The sequence below is a fragment of the Photobacterium alginatilyticum genome (assembly GCF_009910675.1).
GTDB classification, from domain to species: Bacteria; Pseudomonadota; Gammaproteobacteria; order Enterobacterales; family Vibrionaceae; genus Photobacterium; species Photobacterium alginatilyticum.
In genome coordinates this window covers 153,036-171,373 of the sequence record NZ_RSEJ01000011.1, presented here as the reverse complement: position 1 = coordinate 171,373, position 18,338 = coordinate 153,036, and the positions used below count along the sequence as shown (strand labels likewise).

Below are 18,338 nucleotides of genomic sequence, written 5' to 3'. Positions count from 1 at the left end.
CGCGAGTTGTGAGGCGATAAGTGTTACGTCAAAAAGCTATTCATCACAGAGCTATCATTAAAAAAAACAAGTCATTACAAAACAACGGTCAAAAGTCTTTGCAAAGACGCAAGGCATCATAGATTGCAGCATGAATATTTCGCTGTGAAGCACAGTCACCGATCCGGTACAACAGATAGCCCTGACCATTGCCCACCAGATGACCCAGTTCCGGCTGAGGCTTAGCCGCGTATAGTGATGCCAGATCAACCTGGCCTTTATTGATCGAGTCCGGTTTCAATTGGTAATACAGGACTTCACAAGGCCGGATGCCATTTTCTATGACGACCTGATCCACCACCCGCTCTTCCCGCTGCTGGGTATACTCGTTCTCCAGCACGGCGATGACTTTTCCGCCTTCCCGATATACCTGCTCCAAACGAAAGTCCGGCGTCATGATCACCTCACGCTGGTAGAGGCTGCGATAATAGGTCGGGAAGGTGGTACCACCGACAGCCACTCCGGGTTTCAAGTCATCAGTCACCAATTCAACCAGTGCACCTTTCGCCGCCAGATAATCGGCAACCGACATCCCCGAAAACTCACAGATAGTGTCGTAGACCAGCACATTACTGCCCGGCTCTACCCTGCCACTCAAAATATCCCAGCTACTGACAACCAAACCGTCCTGCGCTCCCCAGCCAGGAAACTGCTCGATGAACGGCTGGCCACCGACCGCCAGAATCACCACATCAGGGGCCAACGCCATCACACGCTCGGCGTCCGCTTCGGTATCCATCTCCAGAGTGACACCCAGTCGCGCCAGCTCCAGCTCAAACCAACGGGTGATCCCTGCGATTTGCTCTCGCTGCGGGGCTTTGGCTGCCAGCGTGATCTGTCCGCCAAGCCGGGAGGATTTCTCAATCAAAGTGACATCATGGCCACGTTCGGCACAAACCCGTGCCGCCTCCATACCGGCGGGGCCCCCACCAACCACCACTACTTTGCGAACCGGGCCGTCAGTTTTCGTGATGATATGGGGCATTGTCTCTTCACGCGAAGTCGCCGCATTTTGCAAACAAAGTACGTCCAGCCCCTGGTATTGACGATCGATGCAATAATTGGCACCGACGCACTGGCGGATCTGATCAACCTGACCCAACCGGATCTTGGCAATCAGATGCGGATCGGCAATATGGGCCCGGGTCATCCCGACAAAATCGACATAGCCGCCTTCCAGCACACGTTCGGCCTGAGTGGGATCCTTAATATTCTGAGCATGAATCACCGGCACACTAACCACCTGCTTGATTCCAGCTGCCAGATGCAAAAACGGTTCGGGCGGATAGCTCATGTTGGGGATCACATTGGCAAGGGTATTGTGGGTATCACAGCCAGAGCCGACGACGCCGAAATAATCCACCAGGCCAGTCGCATCGTAATACGCCGCAATCTGCTTCATGTCGTCATGGGTCAAACCATCAGGATGAAACTCGTCACCACAAATGCGCATACCAACGGCAAAATCGGGACCGACTTCGCGGCGAACCGCTTCCAGCACCTTAAGGCCAAAACGCATCCTGTTTTCGAAGCTGCCTCCCCATTCATCTTTCCGCTTGTTGACTCTCGGGCTCCAAAACTGATCAATCAGATGCTGGTGAACCGCCGACAGCTCAACACCGTCCAGTCCTCCCGCCTTTACCCGCTGAGCAGCGGCAGCATAATCATCAATGATCCGCTCAATCTCTTCCGGCTCGATAATTTTGCAGGTTGCCCGGTGAACCGGTTCACGAATACCACTTGGGCTGAGAAGGTGCGGCCAGTCCCCACCGTCCCAGCGCGATCGGCGTCCCATATGGGTGATCTGAATCATGATATGCGCACCGTGCTGGTGAACCGCCTCAGCCAATTGCTGCAGGTGAGGAATAACGTCATCGGTACAGAGGTTCACCGACTTCCACCACCCTTGCGGACTGTCTATCGAGACCGGACTCGACCCGCCGCAAATACACAACCCGATCCCGCCTTTGGCTTTTTCCTCGTAATAACGAATATAGCGCTCGGTCGGCATCCCATTTAAGGTGGCGTAGACTTCGGCATGGGCGGTACTGACTATCCGGTTACGGATCATCAGCTGATTAATCGCCAGCGGCTGGAAAATAGCATCAAACTGCGACATCCCCACTCCTTATCAATTGTCCCTGGGCATCACTTCAAACAGGCCGTAATCACAACCTGTCTGCGCCTCGCTCTGTTGCTGGACGGCAACCGTCTCTATCGGCTGGCCTATCCCCCGGGTGATCTGATCCATCGCACCGGCAAACCAGCCCGTGAACATGTAATCCACTTTGCGATCAACCTTGCCGTAGTGATAAACGAAAGCCGAATGGTGTAACCGCACTTTGGCCCGTCCCTTAGAGATATCCAGGCTCTCAATGACAAACTGGCCCCAGCCCCGTTGCGACAGGCGCTTCATATAGTGCTCAAACACCTCTGCGCCCTCTAGGCCGTGGGTTTCCGATTCTTTTTCACACCAGTAATAAGCCGATTGGTAACCGGCGGCATAGAGGATCTCGGCATACTTCTCGGACCCGAGAGCCTCTTCCACTGCGGTGTGGTTATTGATAAAAAAGTGCCTAGGAACATACAGCATCGGGAGCCCGTTGGTACTCCAGACGCCGGTCTCACTGTCCACCTCGATAGGCACTTCCGGGGCATGTGTTGTCAAGTAGGGTAATGTTGGCATCTATTCGTCCCACACTGCTTTGAGAGTCCTAACCCAGTTCTCTCCCATGACTTTCTTCACTCTGCTCTCCGGCCAGCCGTGATCCAGCAGGGCCTGGGTCAGATTAGGAAACTCGCCGACGGTACGGATCCCCTTAGGGTTGATGATTTCACCAAACCGGGTCAACCGTCGGGCATAACCCTTGTCATGGGTCAGCCACTCGAAGAAAGCCTGATCATGCCCCTGGGTGAAATCGGTACCGATCCCTACACAATCTTCGCCGACGATATTGACGATATAGTCAATGGCTTCGACATAATCTTCTATGGTGGAATTGATACCGTTTTTCAGGAAAGGCGCGAACATGGTGACCCCGATAAAGCCGCCATGATCGGCGATGAATCTCAGCTCATCGTCTGATTTATTGCGAGGGTGATCCTTGAGCCCCAACGGAAGACAGTGGGAGTAACAGACTGGTTTTTTCGATGCCAGGATCACTTCCTGAGAGGTTGTTGCCCCGACATGGGAAAGATCGCACATCATGCCGACCCGGTTCATCTCGGCAACCACCTCATGGCCAAAACCGGATAACCCGCCGTCGCGCTCATAACACCCTGTGCCGACCAGGTTCTGGGTGTTATAGGCCATCTGCGCTATTCCAACCCCGAGTTTTTTGAAGATCTCGACATAGCCAATCTGATCTTCGAACGCATGTACATTTTGAAAGCCGAGTATGATCCCGGTTTTGCCTTCCTCTTTGGCAAGATAAATATCTTCAGTGCAACGTACGGGGCAGATCAGATCATGGTGATCGCGAAAGAACCCATTGAACTCGACAATATTATCCATGGTTGCCTGAAAGCCCTCCCACACCGATACCGTGCAGTTGGCGGTCGTCAGTCCCCCTTTTGCCATATCCTCGAACAAGGCGCGATCCCATCTGGCAATGATCAGGCCATCAATAATGATTGACTCTTGGTGCAGTTGTGCGGCATCCGACATACATTCCCCTCCGGCATGCTGCTATCGTCAAATCTCTTAATTAACGATATGTCATTGCCACCTGACGGACTGTGTAATAGCGACATCCGATGAAGTATTTCCGTCAAAACAACCCGGTAATTTCTCCGTGCTCATCCAGCCTGATATCCAGCGCCGCCGGATGACGCGGCAGGCCGGGCATAGTCATGATGTCGCCGCATATCACAACGACAAATCCCGCTCCGGCCATCAAGCGAACTTCTCTGACAGGCAAAGCGTGATTAATCGGCGCACCCAAAACTCCGGGCTCCGATGAAAAGCTGTAAGGTGTTTTGGCAATACAGACAGGCAAATGACCAAAGCCAAGCTGGTGAATATCATCAAGCTGAGACAAGGCCTTGGTCGAAAAATGGACTTCGCCGGCACCATAGATCCGCGTTGCCACCGCCGTAATTTTCTCGTCCAGCGGCATATCATCAGCGTACAGCGGTATGACATTAGGCGGTGGTTGCTGGAGCAGATCGAGGACCGCTGTCGCCATATCCTTAGCCCCTTCACTGCCACGGGCCCAATGATCGGCAGACACGACCCGGGCTCCCGATGCCAGACAACACTGCTGGATCACGGCTAGCTCTTCATCGCTATCGCTTGGAAAACGGTTAATAGCCACCAGCGGTATCAGACCGAACTGCTGGATGTTCTGGATATGTCGCAGCAAATTAGCTGAACCCGCTTCGACTGCGGTCACATTCGGCTGCTCCAGAGCCAGCCTTTCAATTCCGCCCTGCATTTTCAATGCCCTTACGGTGCAGACGAGCACCACTGCATCCGGAGACAAACCTGCCAGACGGCACTTAATATTGATAAACTTCTCGGCCCCCAAATCTGCACCAAAACCCGCTTCTGTCACCACAACATCACTAAGGGCCAATGCCGCTCGCGTCGCCATCAGGGAGCTACAGCCATGGGCAATATTGGCAAAGGGGCCGCCATGGACCAGTACAGGGTTATGCTCAAGGCTCTGAATAAGATTAGGCATCATGGCTTCTTTGAGCAGCACCGTCATCGCGCCGTCGGCACCTAAATCGCGTACTGTCACGACGCTGCCATCACGGCGCCGCCCGATGATCATCTCACCAAGGCGGTTCTGGAGATCTTTCGGTCCTTCGGCCAGACACAGCACCGCCATGATCTCCGAGGCAACAGTGATATCAAATCCCGACTCACGCGGGACACCATGAGCCGTCCCACCGAGCCCGCAGACAATATTGCGCAGAGCCCGCTCATTGAGATCCATTACCCGCCGCCAGCAGATCCGACGGGGATCCAAGCCCAGTTCATTTCCCCAATGGATATGGTTATCAATCAGGGAAACAAGCAAGTTATGGGCAACCGTGATCGCATGAAAATCCCCGTTAAAGTGCAGGTTGAGATCTTCCATGGGAATCGCCTGCGATCTTCCTCCCCCCGCTGCTCCGCCCTTCATACCAAAGCACGGCCCCAGCGATGGTTCACGCAGGCAGACAGTACTATTTACCCCGAGGGCGTTAAGTCCGTCTGACAGGCCAATACTGGTGGTGGTTTTACCTTCCCCGGCCGTTGTCGGCGTCATTGCCGTTACCAGCACCAGCTGGCCGCGTTGATGACTGACATCCAGCTGCGCCATGTCGATTTTGGCCTTGTAGTGGCCATAGGGGATCAGGGCATGAGGAAGCAAGCCCAGCCGCTCAGCAGCAACGTCAATCACCGGCCTCGGCGCCACTGCGCGGGCTATATCAATATCAGGGGCCCCCGGAGGCGGCAAGCTATCCGGTGGAACGATCTCCGGCGAAACTATCTCTGGAGAAGCTATCTCCGTTGAAACCAAGGCAACATTGAGTTCATTTTTCATCGTCAGTGAGCCCCCTCAACCATCTGGCGGACTGTTTCAAGCCGCCAAACGGATACAAATGGATGCCCTGGAAAGGCGTATCAGGGTTGATACTCTGGTAACGAGCCATTTCCTGTACCAGCAAATCCGGTGTCCAGGGTTTTAGCAGCTGGGTAGCTTTCAGGTTACGTCTTAACGCCGCAACCGACTCCACCACACCGCATTGCGCGGCATAGAAAAGTAAGTTCTTAAGCTGAGTGGGGCCAGGCATACCAAGGTATACCGGCAAATTGCCAAGCATCTCCTGATAGCACTGCAGCCACTGGATAAAAATATCGGCATCAAACGAGAACTGGGTCACCACCCACATATTGAGTTGATTGGCTTCGGCATATTCTCGCTTAAAGGCGAGCGCATTGGTGAGTTCAAGGCTTGTTGCATGCGGGTGTCCCTCAGGGTGACCCGCAACCCCGATGCCGCGCAATGGATGCTTTGCCAGCGCCCCTGATGCCAGCAGTGCAAGCGTATTGGAAAAAGGTCCCGCCGGTGGGTTTTTCTCTCCAGCTATCAGCAGAATATTGTAGACACCGATATGCGTCAGGGATGAAAGCCATCGGTGCAAACAAGCTTCGCTCGGCACAGCGCGAGCCGGTATATGGGGTATTGGCACCATCCCCCATAACAGCAAGCGCTCACACGCCTCAAATGTCTCCTCAAATCGGCCTTTCGGCAAAAAAGGCACATATACCCAGGTTCCCGCCGACAGCCAGTCAGGAACAGTATGAAGCTTCAATACCTGCTTGGGCGTCGCTTCCAGCGAGGCTTCCGCCAGCAATTGAAACAAACGGGGTTCAATATCGGACTCCATATCAGGTTCGCGGAACCCTTCCCCTCCTAGGCTCTTGTAGGCATCACACTTCATACCGTGCCCCTATATTATCGGTCGTTAGTCGACGAAATCACTACCACGCGATTTGGCGACTTCGCGCGAGTTAGGGTTGACCGACGGCCGGAACGGCACTTCTACCACCTCGGCATCAACCACATTGCCGCCATATTCGGACGGAAGCGAGACACTCAGCCTGGTACCGATATCCCGCTGTGCCCAGGGAACATGAGCCAGGGCAATATTGGTCTGCAGCTCTGGCGAATACCAAGGAGAAGAAACATACCCGATAGCATCGCCACCATCCGGCCCGTGAACCAGCCAGAAGTCATTGGCATAGTCCGTAATCGGCTCCCCACCCAGAACGATACCGACCATCACAAGGTCAAAAGGCGGGTTCCCGGCTTCGATTTGCTCCCGGGCCTTTTCCAGAGCCGCTTTACCGACATAGTCAGCCTCTTTGTTTCGCGGCACCTGATAAGCCAGATTGCACTGGAACGGTAGGGTTTCCTGATCTATATCCTGCCCCCAAGAGAGGATCCCGGCAGCAATCCGGCGGTGGTGAGCAGGCGCGATGACTCGAAGTTTATGGGCTTTCCCTGCATCCAACACGGCATACCACAGCTTCTCGGCGTCTTCGGTTACATTGCGACAGTAAATTTCGTATCCCCTCTCGCCGGTAAAGCCGGTTTGCGAAATGACCACATCGCACCCCGCAATTTCAGCTTCCATCAGGCCGTAGTAAGGAATACTTTTGATGTCCTCACCAAACAAATCCACCATCAGCGCTTCTGACTTCGGTCCCTGGATCTGAACCGGCGCCACGTCGATTTCGGCAATGGAGACATCGTATTGCTTGGCGATATTGATCCCCCGCAGCCACATTTCGAGATCGCTATCCGAGATGGAGAACCAGAACTCGTCCTCGGCAAGACGGAGCAAGACAGGATCATTGAGAATACCGCCTTCGTCATTGCATAGGATCACATACTTGCCATGCATCGGTTTGATCTTGGAGGCATCACGGGTGATCACATAGTTAACAAAGGCTTCGGCATCCGGACCCTTCACCTGGATCTGGCGCTCTACGGCGACATTCCACATCGTGACATCGTTGACCAGTGAGTCGTATTCCACCATCGCGCCGCCGTCTTCCGGCCGTACATAACCACGAGGATGATAAATACGGTTATACACCGTTGCCCGCCAGCATCCTGCTTCTACCGAAAGATGCCAGTACGGTGATTTCCTTACCCGGGTCGATATCAGCATTTCTACGGGTGTGGGACCCGACTGGCGCAGATTGATCGGCACGCGACGATGTGACTGTTCAACGCTGGTGTCATGGCGCGCCACTCCGGCGCGAGCTTGCAGTAATCGATTATCATACTTGGTCATGGCTTTGCCCTCGTCCCCTTAGCGGTGGTATACCCCTTAAATGTGACTGTTATTGAAAATTTGAATTTCCAATCTACGACATGGATGAAACCAAAAACGTCGCGGGCTATTCGAGAATCAGGCTACTCGATAGTCAGGTCATACTCTTCACTCGCATCCTGCAACCACAGCCAGAGGTAATCGGCAAAGCTGCGCCGGACAATAACGTCAAATTCATTGTCACCACAACGCCTTAGCACCACCTGCGCTTTTGCAAGCAAGGTACCGACACATTTACCAACGGGCAGTGAACGAGCATCGACATCATAAGAAGTGGATTTTCTCAGTACTGCTTGTGCCTGCAGCCCTGACACTTCAATGACACACTGCCCGCCACTGACATCGACAACGGAGAAATGTCCCGACAACTGATGGCGTAACCTCGCTTCCACCGAGAAGTCTTCGGATGACAAAATCAGCCACTCATTAGGCGATAACCACCAGATCTGCATCTTTTCACCGACAATCGATGAGCAGGGTTGTCGTGGCAGAGGCAACCCGAGAACGGTTTCAGCGTCGTCATAGAACGCCTCATTCTCTTCTTCGGATGGGCTAGCTCCCCCACGCAATATATGCTGCGCCAAACCTTTTCGTTCATGCAGCACTACGTTTGGTTTCGAAGCTGTTTCTCTGTTCTCCCTTTGTGCATGGCCCCTTTCTGCATAGTACCTTTCGGCATGATAAAGCGCAGACTCGTAACGGGTATTTTCGGGCGGATGATATGGCTGTGTTGCGGGTGCCGAGATCACCGACTGACGCTTACCGTCAGGGTCGTAAAACACCCCACCGGTAATTTCGGCTTGCAATACCCGGCCGTCTGCCAGAGGGAAGAATACCGATTCGCCTACTCGGCTCAATCCGCCCTTGATCAGGCCCAGTGCAATTGAGTGCCCCAGCACCGCGCTGTAATAGCTTGAGCTAACATGACCAACCATAGTCATCGGCACAGGCTCATCGGGATCATTCACAGCCTGGGCACCTTCGGGGATCACCACATCAGGCTCCGTGCATTGAAGGCCGACCAGCTGCTTGCGATCAGAGCGGCGGGTATCTTTACGCTGCCATGAGCGGCGGCCAATAAAACTGAACGTTTTTTTCTTGCCGCAGATCCACGCCATGTTCATATCCTGCGGCGTGACCGAACCATCGGTATCCTGACCGGCGATAATGAAGCCCTTTTCAGCACGAAGAATATGCATGGTTTCCGTGCCATAGGGGGTGATATTAAACTCTTCCCCCGCCGCTATGATCTGTTCCCATAGATACAGGCCAAAGTTAGCATTTACATTGACTTCAAACGACAGCTCACCGGTAAAACTGATCCGGAAAATACGCGCATCGACACCCACAATACAGTGCGACTGCCAAGTCATATAAGGGAAAGCGGCGTCCGAGAGATCGGCTTCGGGCATCAGTTTCTGCAACACAGAGCGACTGTTCGGCCCACCAATCGTCATGGTGGCCCAGTGATCCGTCACGCCGGTCATATACAGGTCCAGCTCCGGCCATTCAGTCTGGTGCCAGAGTTCCAGCCAGCGCAATACACCTGCAGCCCCGCCTGTCGTGGTGGTCATCAGAAAATGGTTATCATCGATACAAGACGTCACACCATCATCAAAAATCATCCCGTCTTCTTTGCACATCACCCCATAGCGGCAGCAACCCGGTGCCAGCTGATTCCAGCCATTGGTATAGATTCGATTGAGAAATTCGCGAGCATCCGGCCCCTGAATATCAATTTTGCCCAACGTCGACGCATCGAGGATCCCGACACTGTTACGGGTTGCCAGACACTCCCTGTTCAGCGCCTCCAGCTGCGTCTCGTTGCCCCGGCGGTAGAACCAAGGGCGTTTCCACTGCCCGACATTCTCAAACTCGGCACCATGTTCCAGGTGCCAGCGATGCATAGCAGTAAAACGCGCCGGATCGAACAAGTGCCCGGCATCCCGTCCGGCCAGCGTCGCGAAGGTTACCGGCGTATACATAGGGCGAAATATCGTCGTGCCAGTTTCAGGTATCGACTGGCCCAAAGCCCTGGCGGCAATTGCCATTCCGTTGATATTCCCGGTTTTACCCTGATCGGTACCAAAACCCAGCGCGGTATAGCGTTTTACATGCTCGATCGATTCGAAACCTTCCCGAACCGCCAGCTCGATACCGGCGGCAGTGACATCATTTTGAAAATCGACGAACTGCTTGGGAGCCCGACTTGTCGGGAAGTGATGAGGGATATGGTAAATCGCCATAGGCGCGGCTTCGTCGGGGTCTGTAACTTCCGGCAACTCTGGCGGCTCTGGGTGGTCTAAAAATGGCGTCGACATGAGCGAAACCTGTAGACGGTCGGCGACGGCCTGCGCGGCTTTGCAGCCATCGTCGAGCACTTCCGATAACTGATAACGTCCCTGGATCCCGCCTGCATAGAGCAAATCGGGATTGCCCGGAACAAAACCGGCAATGTCACCTCGCCACACCGGACGGCTGCCAGTATGACAAGACAGGTGCAGACTCGGGCTCCATCCGCCCGAACTGGCTACCGTATCACAACTCAGCAGGCAGGTATCAATTCGACTAACCTGGCTGAGATTGTGTTTAAGCTTCGCAATTTCAACCGCACTTACCCGCTTATGACCACGCACATTGATAACGGCATGGCCGTGGAATATCTCTATCCCGGCGGCTTTAGCCCGTTCAGGGTATTTCCCTGAGCTATTTGAGCGCGTATCAACAATCGCAACCACCTCACGACCGGCAGCATGCCAGTCCAGCGCAGCCTGATAGCCTGAGTCATTGGCTGTCATCACAACCAATTTTTGCCCCGGGATCACGCCATAACGATTGATATAAGTTGATATCGCAGAGGCAAGCATACAGCCAGGTACATCGTTATTGCCAAACACCAGCGGGCGTTCAATCGCCCCTGTCGCCAACAGCACTTCACGTGCCCGCACCCGGTGCAATCGCTGGCGGGCACCCGATTGATACTCGCCTAGATGATCGGTTCGACGCTCAACAATGCCAAGAAAGTTCTGATCGTAGTAGCCAAATACCGTGCTGCGCGGCAACAAAGTAATATCCGGATCGTTATCTAGCAAACCCAGAGTTTCCGCCAGCCAGCCTTCGGCAGGTTTCCCGTCGATGCCCTGTTTGTTGCCAAGCAGACATCCTCCCATTTCCTGCTGTTCATCGGCGAGCAGCACCCTGAGCCCACTACCAACCAATTTTCTTGCCGCCATCAGGCCTGCAGGACCACCACCGACGATCATGACATCACAATGGTGGTGCATTTTGTCATAGCGATCCGGATCCCGTGCCTGCGGAATCTTGCCCAGTCCGGCAGCCTTACGGATATATTTCTCATACGTCATCCACATCGACTCGGGATACATAAAGGTTTTGTAATAGAAGCCAACCGGCATCAACCCGCCACCGACTTTGCCCAGGGCCGATTTCATATCCCGCTCGATATCCGGCCAGCCACTGACACTGGTGGCAACCAGTCCGTCATATAACTCAACTTGTGTCGCACGCAAATTAGGGATCGTCGTGGCAGGCGAGCTGCCGATCTGGAGGATAGCATTGGGCTCTTCGGCTCCCGAACCGAGAATGCCGCGCGGACGACTGTATTTATAGCTTCGCCCTATTACATCAATGCCGTTGGCTATCAGCGCTGAGGCCAGGGTATCTCCCTGATAACCTGAGTAGGTTTTACCATTAAACGAGAACGTCAATGATTTACGACGATCAATCCGTCCTCCTGCAGACAAGCGATTAGGCTGGGTCATTTGTGCTTGTCCTCCCTGATATCGGGTGGCGTATCTGTCAGTTTATATACCTGCTCAATGTCATAGCTCACCGTGTTGCGGATCACGTTGAAAAAGAGCCGACAGCCAGTGGCATGAAACCACATTTCCCGGTGATTGCCCTTGATGTTGTTGCGATGGAACAGATATCGCCCCCACTCTTCGTCACTCACGCAGTCCGGGTCCGGCGGGCGCACAATATGCGCTTCTCCGGCATAGGTAAACTCTTCTTCCTCACGGTATTCTTCGCAGTAAGGACAGTAGATATTCAACATAGGGCTCTCCTCAGCCAGGCGACTTCAAGGTAAGTAAATACCTTAATGCGCTACACCGGCTGCGCCGTGTTCATCGATCAGATGGCCGCTAACAAAACGGTCGAGACTAAAAGGTTGTGCCAACGGATGCGGCCGGTCATTGGCGATGGTGTCGGCAAAGACATGGCCGGAGCCCGGGGTTGCCTTAAAGCCCCCCGTTCCCCACCCGCAGTTAAAATACAGCCCATCAATGGCTGCCGGGCTGATGATAGGACAGGCATCCGGACAAATGTCGACAATACCGCCCCAGTGACGATTGAGCCGAATCCGGCTGAGGAAGGGGAACATTTCGATAATGGCGGCAATGGTGTGCTCGATAACCGGAAAGGACCCTCGTTGGCCGTAGCCCAGATAGCTGTCGATACCGGCTCCAATCACCATGTCGCCTTTGTCCGACTGGCTGATATAACCGTGGACATGATTAGACATTACCACCGTATCCAAACAAGGTTTGAGCGGCTCAGATACCATGGCCTGCAACGGGTGTGACTCGATAGGCAAAGTCATGCTGACCATTTTGGCGATCTCGCCGGAATTCCCCGCGGCTACGCACCCCACCTTGGCTGCGCCGATAAAACCGTTCTTGGTCTCGACTCCCTGTACTCGGCCATTACTCACCCGGATCCCTGTTACTTCACTTTGCTGAATCAAATCCACGCCCAACTTGTCAGCCGCGCGGGCAAAACCCCATGCGACAGCATCATGCCGTGCCGTACCTGCCCGAGGCTGCCAACTCGCGCCCAGCACCGGATAACGGGCATTGGGAGAGCAATCCAGCAACGGCACCAAGGACTGAACCGCGGCGGTATCGAGCACTTCTCCATCGATACCATTAAGCCGGTTGGCATTAACCCGACGTTCGATATCCCGCATATCCTGCAAGGTATGACCAAGATTCAACACACCTCGCTGGCTAAACATCAAATTGTAATTGAGATCCTGTGACAGTCCCTCCCATAGCTTTAGCGAATGTTCGTACAGATGGGCCGCTTCATCCCAGAGATAGTTTGACCGGACAATTGTGGTATTGCGGGCCGTATTCCCTCCGCCCAGGTACCCCTTTTCCACAACCGCCACATTAGTAATGCCGTGCACTATGGCCAGGTAATACGCCGTGGCCAGTCCATGCCCGCCACCACCGATAATCACGACATCATAAAACGGTTTAGGCTGAGGATTGCGCCATACCCGCTGCCAGTGCTCATGAAAACTCAATGCATGCTTGAACAGACCAAAGCCCGAATAATGATTCTTCTTCTCACTCATTGATTGTGCCTTCCCAGACAAACACATAAGGATGCCAGAGCGCAGACTCGCTCTCTTTTGATGAAGCCTAATGCTCAATACAAGAAAAGAATGTCCGGTAACGGCGGACAGTAGCTGATTTGCGACAGCCTCGAGTAAAGATGCAAATGATGAGCAAAAAATAAGGAATAAATGTGCGGAAAAATCTCACTGATAACCCTATCACCCTTATCGCGTTACAGGTTTATAAATACATCTCATAGAAATATTATCCATACAAAAGAATAGCAACCAGTTGAGTATGATGAGTTAATCATTTGCGCCTAAGGCGCGTTGTAAGAGGAATTATTATGTATGACATTTCAAATTTAAGAAGCTGTATCCATACAGCAAAATCTGATGCAGACTTGACCGCAACACTTAGCGAGATTACAGGCTTAATTGGTTTTGACTATTTTTTTTTACCTGTTCGAACCCGATATCGATGACCAAGATAGAAGAGATAAAATTGACCAATTTCTGTGAAGAGAACAAAAAGAAAATTAGAGACAATGCTATTCACAAGCTGATCATCAATTACTGTCAATCAAATCGTATTCCAGCATTATGGGGAAATGTTCATAACCCAAGGAAAAACCACTATTACTTCAATTATATTTCAGATAGAAAACTAAGAACAATGCCCCCCAGCTTCACCATTCCTATTCACAGTTCTATAGGAAAAACAGGGACAATAAGCTTCTCTTTAAATGAAACAAACGATACTAATCAAAATCTATTTTTTTATGCTGCCAGCCTAGTTCAAACTGTTATCCCCTACCTACATGATAAGATCGATGATGCAACTGTTACTAAAAAAACTGATACTTGCAATTTAACTAAAAGAGAAACCGAAACATTGACATGGGCTACCGAAGGGAAAAGCGTCTGGGAAATATCTAAAATATTAAGTTGTTCGGAGAGAACAGTTACTTTTCATTTACAGAATGCCTGTAACAAACTTGGCGCTTCAAACAAGTATCAAGCGATATCAAAAGGGATATTATCAGGGACGATATTTCCCAATACCCCTTACTAATACAGTTTGAGTTTTAATATTATTTATTTCGGTTTAATTATTAATAAATTGAACCGATTCATTCTAATGATAATCGTAATCTTTCATAACTGCTTGTCTAAGCTCATCATTTATTTTAATCGACAAGGTGACAGATTTTGTATCACCAAGCCGATGAACTTTCTGATCACCTGCTCGCTGAAAGGGGATACCTGTTCTTTTTAGCATACGTTCAATCGGTAATGTCGAAACTGTCAGGTACTCAGATATATCATTCTCTACAGCATGGAGATATAACGCCTTGAACAGAAACTGCGTCGAGTAACTCAGTGTACAGTTACTTTGTGATGTATTCTTATTAATACAAAATCGGCTTAATTCATATACATGGCTCGATTCTACTGCCATCTGGTTACCAAGCAGTTCTGGAAATATTTCCTTAAGCATATAGCTTTTCGTTGTTGGTATTAGCCTGCCACACCCTAGTATATTTCCCAGATCATCTTCGATATAAACATAAGAAGCATCCGGTGTGTCATATTGGTCTGATTCTAAATTTCCTTCCGTAGGTAAATCCCATTTTAGCCTCTTTCTAAATACATCATATCTTAACTCTAGAAGCCTCATATAATCCGGCTTTGGTATTGACTCAAAAGACTGTTGCTTGAATATTAGGTTCATTTCTTGTCCTCCAATAATACCAATAAGATATCAATGGATTACTCAATAGAAACCTGTCACATATTACAGGTTGACAGCAGAAAGATAATCATATATGGAGAGCAAAAATACATGATCACACAAAATATCGAGAGTGACGAGAAACAGTACCAACAGTAGAGAAATGTGAGCCCACCTACATAACGGGCAGGATTTATCACCTAAGTGCATCTTGGTGACTATCATCATTGCGAAAAAAATCAATAAGATATAAAATTATATTCATATAGCAAAAAGCAATATTGACATGGATTTCATTGGCTGCTAGTAAGATGGTAATGTAATAATGACTTATGAACTTATTAAACTCACTTTAGCCTCTTTCTCCAGACTGCAATTTTCCATTTTAATTATTTCAACAATACTAATTTCAATATGGCTTTCTTACTATTTGCTCTTCTTATCTAAGAATGAAATAAAAGTAAAAAAATCAATTTTCCACACCTACTCCTTGTATCTACTTTTCATCAATATCTGGGTTATTTCTAACGCTTTTTTCCAGTCGGAATTTTTATCTTATTTTGATTCGGTAATCGCCAAAGAAGTGGGTTTGATAGCAAACATTTCTTCACTTTTATCAGCAAACTTTACTTTCTTATTTTCATGTCTACTAGTAAGAGCTAATAAACCATTAAAAAGACATCAGTCATATACATTTACATTTGGCATTATTGTTTCGTTGATAATGTTCTTATACCCAGAGTTAACAATTGTCGATGTAGTTATTGCGTCCACCGGACATTTTACAATAACACTTGGCAAGGCATCTAATGAACTTTTTATTTTTGGTTTTATCCTTCTTATTCTAACTTTCAGGAATTTTTACCTATATAGAAAAAGCCAGATAAAAATAAATAAAACAAAAAGCAACTATATGATGTTTGGTATGTCTATCTTTATGGTGTCCACACTGATATGCCATATTATAATACCAAGTATCTCAAACGACTATTCAGCGACCTGGATACCACCTGCTCTTTCAATTTTCGAACAAGTTCTTGTCGGCTATGCCATATTTAATGATAGATTTTATAGCCTCAGATATATTACTCACTTAAGTATTAGCTACTTGCTCAATATTTTGCTATACCTCTCACCAATAGTGATGCTAACACACACGGATCCTAGTGAGTATCATTTTATCCTGATTGGATGCTGGATAATTATCAGTGGTATTTCTTGGAAAAACAGTTTGGCTGCTTTTCAGCGGTATATAAACCGTTTCATATATGGTTCACCAAGCAATACTGTCAACGATATTCATAGCCTGGTAAATGACTTTAAACAGTCAAGTGATATAGCGCTAAATAAAGTCAAGGACATTCTCAACTCGAATACGGGCCAAATAATTAAGGTTGGTATTAACTCATCACAATCTGAACTGGCTAACTATCTTGAATCTCATAATGAAGCCATACTAAAAGATGAGCTTGACTATTTCATTGAATATCACTCGTCAGACATAGAAAAACTAACCAAGATAAGAAATAGCATGGCTGAGAATGACTCAGCTCTCGTACTGCCTATTTTTAACGATGATGTCATTACTCACTTATTCATGGTTTCGAAAAAGAATGAGGGTGGCATTTTCAGTCAGGAAGAAATTAGTGCCCTTCAGCTTGTGCTCGAGCAATCAAACAAGTTTATTTATGCCGAGGATGAAATACGCAAATCCCAGTTACTCGCTGGCTCTATTGCTCATGAAATGAAGAACCCATTATCAAAAATTCAATACCATTTTGAACGAATTGATGCCGACCTGTTTGACCTCGACACCTCATCCCTAGTCCCCTATGCGTCATCGGAGATGAAGACCCTCTACCAAAATATCTGTGAGGTAAAAAGTGCCGTTCAGCTTGGTTCTAAGTTTATTGAAGTCATACTGAACGAACTTCAGGGCGGCAGGATCAGCCCAGATTCGTTCCGACTCTTTTCTGCCCGTGAGCTAATAAGGCAATCCCTCAATGACTACAATTTTGAGCATGCCAGCTCAAAGCATCTTATCTCACTGGATCCGCACACTGACTTCATTTTCAAAGGCGATGATACCCTTTATAGCTTCATTATTTTTAACCTACTTAACAATAGCTTACATTACATATCCGAATTCCCTGAAATGAAGATAAGCATCAGGCTAAGTACGGGGGAGCGTCATAATAAAGTCATCTTTACCGATACTGGCCCCGGAATAAATGCGTCCCGACTTCCCTATATTTTCGATGAAATGTACACCTCAGGTAAGAACAATGGCAATGGTCTGGGTCTGGCATACTGCCAACGTGTAATGACAGCGTTTGGCGGCAATATCTCATGCCGCTCCGAGGCTGGGAAATTTACCGAGTTTACCCTTAGTTTTCCGATCATAAACTCGACCTACGATAGAGAGACCGTTCAACGCTTCAAACGGGCACTAAAGGGGAAATATTGCTTATTGGTCGGTGAGTTTTCATCAAGCCTGAAACTAACGGTATTGCTGTACGAGCTGAATATCAAGATCACCAAAGTCGAATCGATAAAAGAAATGATGCACATACTGTCATTTCGGCATTTTGATTTTGTCTTTATTGATGAAGATATTACTCGGCAGTCAGCCAATGCGATCAAATCTATTCGCTGCGGAGAACTCGGCTCCATCGCCCAAATTACTCCCATTATCAGCTGTACTAATAATGGTTCGACAGCCCAGTCTTACGAAGGGGCAGATAACCTTATTCAAGGCGTCATCGACAGTCGGGAAGAGGAACTGCTGATCAGCCTTCAGCATATTATCGAAAATGGTCAGCTTAAACCCTTGGGTAACCTGATTGGAAAAAAAGTGCTGGTTGTTGACGACATGCTGGTAAATCGTTTGCTGATCAAAGGCTACCTCGAAAATGAAGGCATCATTTGCTTCCAGGCTGAAAACGGCAAAAAAGCTGTCGAGACAGTCATGGCAGAACAGATTGACTTCATCCTGATGGATATTCGGATGCCGGTTATGGACGGGTTCGAAGCCACAAAAGAAATCCGCAAGATTTCCCCCTCCACCCCTATCGTCGCGCTGACCGGCGAATACGGGGAAGATGTGGCAACAACCATTACGCTTACGATGGAAGATCACCTGACCAAACCGATCACCAAAAAGCGCCTGTTGCAAAAAATCAACAAGCACCTCAAAGATACCCCGCTCTCGTTACGTAATACACGCCTCTATTATTCAGCCATGTAACGACTGTAAATGCGGCTACAGGTCAACCGTTACAAATGTTAGAATGCGCACGTTTATCCCTCTGTTATCGCCTCCCGCAATAACAGCGTTTATTAATCATCTACCTGAGATTCAAC

The 18,338-nt window shown here is 49.6% G+C and carries 12 protein-coding genes; 2 read left to right on the top strand and 10 right to left on the bottom strand.

The genetic code is table 11. The annotated features are described in order from the left end of the window. Positions 1–88: 88 nt before the first annotated feature. The 9 genes from EIZ48_RS12415 to EIZ48_RS12375 all read right to left on the bottom strand — a co-directional run bounded on the left by EIZ48_RS12415 (position 89) and on the right by EIZ48_RS12375 (position 13,258). Complete coding sequence (locus EIZ48_RS12415) at positions 89–2,158, bottom strand: NADH:flavin oxidoreductase (RefSeq protein WP_160651710.1); 2,070 nt, start codon at positions 2,156–2,158, stop codon at positions 89–91. A gap of 12 nt (positions 2,159–2,170) precedes the next feature. Then, positions 2,171–2,725, bottom strand: coding sequence for a 4-vinyl reductase (locus EIZ48_RS12410; RefSeq protein WP_240152952.1), 555 nt, complete (start codon positions 2,723–2,725; stop codon positions 2,171–2,173). Further along, complete coding sequence (locus EIZ48_RS12405; protein WP_160651708.1) at positions 2,726–3,706, bottom strand: dipeptidase; 981 nt, start codon at positions 3,704–3,706, stop codon at positions 2,726–2,728. Positions 3,707–3,809: 103 nt separating this feature from the next. After that, positions 3,810–5,576 carry a formate--tetrahydrofolate ligase gene (locus EIZ48_RS12400; RefSeq protein WP_160651705.1) on the bottom strand — a complete coding sequence of 589 codons (1,767 nt, stop codon included), beginning with the start codon at positions 5,574–5,576 and terminating at the stop codon, positions 3,810–3,812. Beyond that, on the bottom strand, positions 5,566–6,477 hold the full coding sequence (locus EIZ48_RS12395; protein ID WP_205298591.1) for a methylenetetrahydrofolate reductase: 912 nt from the start codon (positions 6,475–6,477) through the stop codon (positions 5,566–5,568). Before EIZ48_RS12395 ends, EIZ48_RS12400 begins: the two co-directional genes overlap by 11 nt. 24 nt (positions 6,478–6,501) lie before the next feature. Continuing rightward, positions 6,502–7,839: a glycine cleavage T C-terminal barrel domain-containing protein gene (locus EIZ48_RS12390; RefSeq protein WP_160651702.1), complete on the bottom strand. Its 1,338-nt coding sequence runs from the start codon at positions 7,837–7,839 to the stop codon at positions 6,502–6,504. 122 nt (positions 7,840–7,961) lie between these two features. Beyond that, positions 7,962–11,660 (bottom strand): sarcosine oxidase subunit alpha family protein, encoded by a 3,699-nt coding sequence (locus tag EIZ48_RS12385; protein WP_160651699.1) that lies wholly within the window; start codon positions 11,658–11,660, stop codon positions 7,962–7,964. Continuing rightward, positions 11,657–11,953 carry a sarcosine oxidase subunit delta gene (locus tag EIZ48_RS12380; RefSeq protein WP_160651696.1) on the bottom strand — a complete coding sequence of 99 codons (297 nt, stop codon included), beginning with the start codon at positions 11,951–11,953 and terminating at the stop codon, positions 11,657–11,659. The genes EIZ48_RS12385 and EIZ48_RS12380 overlap by 4 nt, the downstream gene beginning before the upstream one ends. 42 nt (positions 11,954–11,995) lie before the next feature. Next, the gene (locus EIZ48_RS12375) at positions 11,996–13,258 is read right to left on the bottom strand and encodes a sarcosine oxidase subunit beta family protein (RefSeq protein WP_160651693.1); all 1,263 of its coding nucleotides are present in this window, start codon (positions 13,256–13,258) and stop codon (positions 11,996–11,998) included. A gap of 463 nt (positions 13,259–13,721) precedes the next feature. On the opposite strand from EIZ48_RS12375, the gene EIZ48_RS12370 reads away from it, so the two are divergent. Next, a complete protein-coding gene (locus EIZ48_RS12370) occupies positions 13,722–14,315 on the top strand; it encodes a helix-turn-helix domain-containing protein (RefSeq protein WP_160651690.1) in 594 nt (197 codons plus the stop codon). Positions 14,316–14,378: 63 nt separating this feature from the next. Here EIZ48_RS12370 and EIZ48_RS12365 read toward each other — a convergent pair whose 3' ends face one another. Next, a complete protein-coding gene (locus EIZ48_RS12365; protein WP_160651687.1) occupies positions 14,379–14,975 on the bottom strand; it encodes an acyl-homoserine-lactone synthase in 597 nt (198 codons plus the stop codon). Between the two features lie 1,531 nt (positions 14,976–16,506). Between EIZ48_RS12365 and EIZ48_RS12360 the strand changes: the two genes are divergently transcribed. Continuing rightward, positions 16,507–18,222: an ATP-binding response regulator gene (locus tag EIZ48_RS12360; RefSeq protein WP_160651684.1), complete on the top strand. Its 1,716-nt coding sequence runs from the start codon at positions 16,507–16,509 to the stop codon at positions 18,220–18,222. The last annotated feature ends 116 nt before the right edge of the window (positions 18,223–18,338 follow it).